The 1,038-nt window shown below is 49.3% G+C and carries 1 protein-coding gene and 1 pseudogene; both read right to left on the bottom strand.

Translation table 11 applies throughout. The features are described 5' to 3' along the window. The coding region (locus AC1DWB_RS36005; RefSeq protein WP_477545844.1) for a metallophosphoesterase at positions 1-415 on the bottom strand (415 nt) is incomplete at its 3' end. Between the two features lie 225 nt (positions 416-640). Then, a pseudogene (locus AC1DWB_RS36000) lies at positions 641-1,038 on the bottom strand (hypothetical protein); the annotation flags it as partial.

Raw genomic sequence — 1,038 nt, 5'->3', positions numbered from 1 at the left:
GCTTAGAACGATCATCATGGGACCCATATATGTCCAGTATGTAGTTGCCCACACCACTAATCGTCGCAGGACCTCTCTCGGCTAAGCACAATGGGTGAGAGCTTAATTCCTCCATCAGTCTCTCCCGCGAAACCCCGTTCTCGTCATCGTGATTCCCGAATACTGCCGCCCAAGGCGTTTCACTGCGATCCACCACAGATACCACGCTGCGGATGGATGCCAACGGATCCAAGCAATCCTTGCTATATATAAGATCTCCGGTGAACACGACCAAGTCCGGACGCTCCTCTTGCAATGCACGCTCCATTAAAGCAGCGGTACGTTGATCGCGTTCTTCCCCATTTTGCCAATGTAAATCGGTGAACTGAACAATCTTGAATGTACGGTCTTCACGAAACTTCAGGTGAGGCTTCATCTGCGAATCGTCTCCTATACTCGTAGTCTTAGTTGCCTTGCACTCCCATTGTACGAGTGATACCTCCAAAATGGAATACTTCTGCAAGGATCTCAACAAAAAAAGAGACCCGCAGCAACGGGCTGCAGGTCTTAAGTAAAGCTATATTAAAAAGGGGGTCGAGTTTCATTATACAAGCCCAATCTTAAGGAGAGATGAAAATTACATTTCAATTGTATTACAAATTCAGAGTGGTGGTCCGGAATAGGCGGCCGCGGCTTCCGGAGACGGCTGTGAATATCGGGGAGTAAGCTTCTGCTGACTATTCGCCCTCTCCATCGACATGATCGGTCGTTTCACCGTCTCAAGCTCCCGAACGTAATCTCTTAAAGCTTCGTAAGCCTGGTAATACGGGAACATCGCTCGTATTGCATCTTCACTAGGACGAAGCCGCATCTCGGATAACTGAAGCACCCGATCAAGCTGGGTCAACGGGATACGCTTCCCTGCGAGACAAGCACGCTCTTGCACTCGAATGACGAGTTCAATCACTCTCACGAGCCGCTTCGCTTCTATGTCGTTCACGTCTGCTTTCTGCAGCGCTTTGATCAAATCGCGGATACGTTCGATCATCGTCTCATAGG

The sequence above is a fragment of the Paenibacillus sp. P4_E11 genome (assembly GCF_056401635.1).
This window is presented reverse-complemented; position numbering and strand designations above follow the sequence as displayed.